This is a genomic window from Collimonas fungivorans, assembly GCF_028292705.1.
Classification (GTDB): Bacteria; Pseudomonadota; Gammaproteobacteria; order Burkholderiales; family Burkholderiaceae_D; genus Collimonas; species Collimonas fungivorans_B.
In genome coordinates this window covers 1-5,452 of sequence record NZ_JAQGLV010000058.1, presented here as the reverse complement: position 1 = coordinate 5,452, position 5,452 = coordinate 1, and the positions used below count along the sequence as shown (strand labels likewise).

4 protein-coding genes are annotated in these 5,452 nt (G+C 60.3%); all 4 read left to right on the top strand.

What is annotated here, in order from left to right; translation table 11 throughout:
- Nucleotides 1-225, top strand: a 225-nt coding sequence (locus tag JWQ61_RS02975) for a hypothetical protein (RefSeq protein WP_304359197.1), incomplete at its 5' end; no start/stop codon positions are given.
- A gap of 577 nt (nucleotides 226-802) precedes the next feature.
- Nucleotides 803-2,056: an HlyD family secretion protein gene (locus JWQ61_RS02970; protein WP_304359196.1), complete on the top strand. Its 1,254-nt coding sequence runs from the start codon at nucleotides 803-805 to the stop codon at nucleotides 2,054-2,056.
- Entirely contained in the window at nucleotides 2,053-4,206 is a 2,154-nt protein-coding gene (locus JWQ61_RS02965) for a peptidase domain-containing ABC transporter (RefSeq protein WP_304359198.1), read from the top strand. The genes JWQ61_RS02970 and JWQ61_RS02965 overlap by 4 nt, the downstream gene beginning before the upstream one ends.
- The coding region (locus JWQ61_RS02960; protein WP_304359195.1) for a TolC family protein at nucleotides 4,203-5,452 on the top strand (1,250 nt) is incomplete at its 3' end. The genes JWQ61_RS02965 and JWQ61_RS02960, both read left to right, overlap by 4 nt.

The window sequence follows — 5,452 nt, the reverse complement described above, 5'->3', positions numbered from 1 at the left end:
GAAGAAAACGTGCAGTACAAAGACCCGCCGCGCTGGCGGGTCGAGGACCGGACCCCGCAAGCGCGTTTCCAGACCATGAAAAAAGAAAATACCAACGCCTATGCGCAAGCCCTCAACGACTGCCGTGCGCAGCGCGGCCGCGCAGCCGGCGATTGCCGCAAGGATGCCCGCATGAATTTCGATCGCGACATGCAACGTGCGCGCGAGATGACCAGCCGCAGATAGAACTCACCAAGCGCGATCGACGTGGTTGCGCGCAGGCAGGGAGACCGGAAGGGCCGCATATGCGGCCCTTCCGGTTTTTGACGCCTGCCCGGCAACTTTGCCGGGAACAGGATTGCGCGCCCCCTCATGCCGCTATGGCCGGCTCCCCCACATTTCAAGTAAGAAATTGTCAACAATTGTTATTTTTATAATTTTCAGATTGCCACTTCAAGCACTGGACGTTAATAATGCCGCTGCAATAATTAATTGATTTTTTAGCATCTCAACACGGCCTAAGACTCAATGTTGTTGCACGTTTGTCTCGCTATGCGGCAAAGGTGTCGCCGCTAGCAGCATTTTCTTAACATTAAGGAGCGAGTATGGCTATTCAGCAGTTGTCCATGAAGGAAATCGACGAAGTAAGCGGCGGTTGTTTCTGGTTCAGTTATTTCAGAAGCTGGCGTCCTGCCCCGCAAAGAAACTGCATCCGTCCAACACCACCGACCCCGCCTAAGCCGCCAGTTCCGGTTGTCCCGTAAAAAGCAATTCCTGAAAGAACACGGCATCTCCCGCCGTGTTCTTTCACTACAAGAAGAATATGAGTTTATTCCGCGATCAAGCGCTTGCCGCACAACAGACCAGGTGGCTAGGCGACATTGTCCTGGTACGTCCGCTTTCATACACCTTCCTGACTACTTTTGCCGTGCTGCTGGCGGTGATGGTCTGCTCCTTCCTGGCCTGGGGCAGCTACACCAGGCACAGCACCGTCAGCGGCCAGCTGATCCCGGCTGCCGGCCTGATCAAGGTCTATGCGCCGCAGGCCGGCATCGTCATCGAACAGCATGTCAAGGAAGGCCAGCAGGTCAAGGCCGGCGAAGTGCTGTACGTGCTGTCCAGCGAACGCCAGAGCAGCACCTTGGGCGCGACCCAGGCAGCGATCAGCAGCCAGGTTGAACAGCGCCAGGCCAGCTTGCGCGATGAAATGCAAAAGACGCGGCAGCTGCAGCAGGAAGAGCGTGCCGGCCTGAACAACAAAATTGCCGCACTCGGCAATGAACTGGCCAAGCTGGACAACCAGATCGCCGGCCAGCGGGACCGCGTCAAGTTGGCGCAGGAAGCCTTGCAGCGTTACCAGGGCTTGCTGCAGCAAGACTACATCTCGAAAGAACAATTCCAGCAAAAGCAGGAAGAGCTGCTTGACCAGAAGAACCGCCAGCAAAGCATGGAGCGCGACCGCATCACTGTCGGCCGCGAATTTTCAGCGCAGCAAACCGAACTGAGCGGCCTGTCCCTGAAGCAGCAGAACCTGCTGGCGCAGATCGACCGCACCCTCACCAGCACCGGCCAGGAACTGACCGAAAGCGAAGCCAAGCGGCGCATCGTCCTCACCGCCCCCGGAGCCGGCATCGCCACCGCAGTGATTGCCGATGCCGGCCAGTCGGTCGACGGCAACCGGCCGCTGGTGAGCATCGTGCCGGCCGGGACCGCATTGCACGCCGAGCTGTATGCGCCCAGCCGCGCCATCGGCTTCGTGCGACCAGGCGACCAGGTGCTGATCCGCTACCATGCCTATCCCTACCAGAAATTCGGCCACCAGAAAGGCGTGGTGGTGTCAGTAGCGAAGACTGCATTGCCCAACAATGAATTGAATACCATCGGTACATCCGCCAGCAACAACAGCGAACCGATGTACCGGATCGATGTCAGGCTGGCGTCGCAGCAAGTCACAGCCTACGGCAAGCCGCAGGCGCTGCAGGCCGGCATGCTGTTGGAAGCCGATGTCCGGCAAGAAAAGCTTCGGCTCTATGAATGGGTGCTGGAACCTCTCTACAGCCTGACCGGTAAACTCTGACCATGCTCAACCGACTTTCTTTCGGCCTGGCGCCGACCTTGCCGCTGATGCTGCAAACCGAAGCCACGGAATGCGGCCTCGCCTGCCTCGGCATGCTGGCCGGCTATTACGGTTACCGCACCGACCTGGCGACATTACGCCGCCGCTTCCCGATCTCGCTCAAGGGCTCGACCCTGCGCGACCTGATCGCCATCGCCGGCCAGCTAGAACTGGCGACTCGTCCGCTGAAACTCGATCTCAACGACCTGGCGCAGCTCAAGCTGCCGTGTATCCTGCACTGGAATTTCAATCACTTCGTGGTACTGCAAGAGGTTGGTCCGCGTTCGGTGACGATCTGCGATCCGGCCTTTGGCATCCGCAAGCTGTCGATGGATGAAGCAGCTAAGGCCTTTACCGGCGTGGCGCTTGAATTGTGGCCTAATCCCGGCTTCAAGCCGGCGGAAGAAAAACAGATAGTGCGCTTACGCAGTTTGCTGGGTCGCGTAACCGGCTTGTATCGTTCCTTCTCTCAAATATTATTACTCTCGGCGGCGCTGGAAATCTTTGCGGTAGTCAGTCCGTTTTTCATGCAATGGGTAATTGACAATGTGCTGGTCTCCGCCGACCGCGACTTGCTGACGACGCTGGCCCTGGGTTTCGGCTTGCTGATGCTGATGCAGCAGGCGGTCGCCATTACCCGCAGCTGGGTCCTGATGTACATGAGCACTACGCTCAATGTGCAATGGCGGGCAAATGTGTTCACGCATCTGCTGCGGCTGCCGGTGGCCTATTTCGAAAAACGCCACCTGGGCGACGTGGTGTCGCGCTTCGGCGCCGTCGGCGTCATCCAGCACACGCTGACCACCTCGTTCCTGGAGGCGATCCTGGATGGGGTGATGACCATCGTCACGCTGGCGCTGATGTTCATCTACAGCCCGCTGCTGGCGTTGGTCGCGATTGCAGCGATGGCCTTGTACGGCCTGGGGCGCTGGGCCTGGTTTGCGCCGCTGCGGCACGCCACCGAAGAAGAAATCATCCACGCCGCCAAACAGCAGACCCATTTCCTGGAAACCATTCGCGGCGTCAAGACCATCAAGCTGTTCCAGCGCCAGGACGAGCGCCGCGCCACCTGGCTGAGCCTGCTGGTGGACCAGGTCAATGCCGACCTGCGCACGCAGAAACTGAGCCTGCTCTACAAGTCGCTCAACGGCGTGCTGTTCGGCATCGAAAACATCCTGATCATCTGGCTCGGCGCCAGGCTGGTCATGGACGGCAATTTCACGGTGGGCGCCTTGATGGCGTTCAACGCCTACAAGGGGCAGTTCAACGAACGCGTCAGCTCCCTGATCGACAAGTTCGTCGAAGTCAAGATGCTGCAATTGCAAGGTGAACGGCTGGCCGATATCGTGCTTCATCGACCTGAAACGACGCACGCTCGAAATCTGGATGAGCGTGAGACAGCTCTGATGCCGTCCCTGGAAGTGCGCGGCTTGCGCTTCCGTTATGCCGAACAGGAGCCGTACGTGCTGGACGATGTTTCTTTCCGCATCGCCGCCGGCGAATCAGTCGCCATCGTCGGACCGTCCGGCGGCGGCAAGACAACGCTGATCAATATCCTGCTGGGGATACTGGCGCCGACCCAGGGCGAAGTGCTGATCGGCGGCCGCAATGTCAGCCAGGTCGGGCTGGACACCTTGCGCCAGATGATCGGCACGGTGCTGCAGGACGATGTGCTGTTTGCCGGTTCGCTGGCCGACAACATCAGCTTTTTCGATCCCCAGGCCGACCGTGCCTGGATCGCGGACTGCGCCCGCATGGCTGCGATCCACCAGGATATCGCAGCCATGCCGATGGGCTACAACACGCTGGTCGGCGACATGGGGTCCATCCTCTCGGGCGGCCAGAAGCAACGGGTGCTGCTGGCGCGCGCACTTTACAAGCGGCCGCAGATCCTGTTTCTCGACGAGGCTACCAGCCACCTGGATATCGAACGCGAGCAGCTGGTCAACACGGCCATCAAATCCATCGATATCACGCGCGTGATCGTGGCGCATCGCCCCGAAACGATCAGCAGCGCCGACCGCGCCATCGTGCTGGTCGGCGGCAAGGTAGTCGACGACCTGTTGCCGCCGGCCGAGGCGGAACCGGCGGACGCGACGCCGGCACAATGATTTCGCTGAAAAACGCCTTGCCGCTGCTGGCGCTGACTGCAGCCATCTCCGCACCGGCCTGCGCGGAATCGATCTGGTCCGATCCGCTGCGGACAGCAAACGATCTCTCGGGCACGCCGGCTGCCACGCTCACCAGCAGTTGCGGATTCGATGCGCAGCTGCCGGTCCCGCTGACCTTGCTGGACGCGGTCGAACGCGCGCTCTGCCGCAATCCGCAGACGCGCCAGGCCTGGGCCAATGTCAAGGTGCAGACAGCCGCGCTGGGCGTGAGTCGCGCCGCTTACCTGCCAACCTTGACCGCCGCCGGCAGCTGGAGCAAAGCCGATAATCGTTATAGTTATCCGGATTTTCCAGAGAGTAATTCATCGCTCAAAACCCACAGCAGCAATGCCAACCTGAGCTTGAACTGGGTGCTGTACGATTCCGGACTGCGCGCCGCCAACCTGGAAAATGCGCGGCAGTTATTGAACGCGGCCAGCGCGACGCAGGACGATGTCCTGCAGACTGTGTTCCTCAATACCGTGCAAAGCTTTTACCAGGCGCAGGCAGCGCAAGCGATGCTGAGCGCAACCGCCGATGCCGAACTGGCGGCACAACAGAGCTACAAGGCCAGCGAAGCCAAATACCAGGCCGGCGCCGGCGCCCTTGCTGACAAACTGCAGGCGCAAACTTCCTATGCACAGGCAAGCCTGAAACGGGCGCAGGCGGCAGGCGACCTGCAAAGCGCGCTCGGCACCCTGGCCATCGTCATGGGCCTGCGGCCGAATATTCCGCTGGCGCTGGCCGACCTGGGCTTGCAAGCTACCGACGCACCTTTGCTGCAGCAAGCCGCCGACAACCTGATCGCCGATGCGGTGCGCGCCCATCCGAAAATACTGGCGGCGCAGGCGCAATTGAAATCCGCCCAGGCGCAAGTCGATGCCGCCCGCGCCGAAGGCCGGCCGACGCTGTCATTGTTCGCCACCGGCGACCGCAACGACACGCCGATCAACCAGGTATCCTCCAAACAAACCATCACCAGCCGCAGCATCGGCCTGCAAGTCAGCATTCCTTTGTTCGACGGTTTCGGCCGCAAATACAAGGTGCGCGGTGCGCAGGCGCAAGCCGAAAGCAGGCAGGCCGACCTGGAGAATATCGAGCAGCAGGTAATGCTGGAAGTATGGAAAAGCGACCAGGCGCTGCGCACCGAAGCAGAAAACCTGAACACTACCGACATTCTTTTACGCAGCGCGAAACAGTCTTTCGA

What these genes read in the sequence shown, in the direction of transcription:
- JWQ61_RS02970 (WP_304359196.1), top strand. Translation starts at nt 803, where the DNA reads ATGAGTTTATTCCGCGATCAAGCGCTTGCCGCACAACAGACCAGGTGG.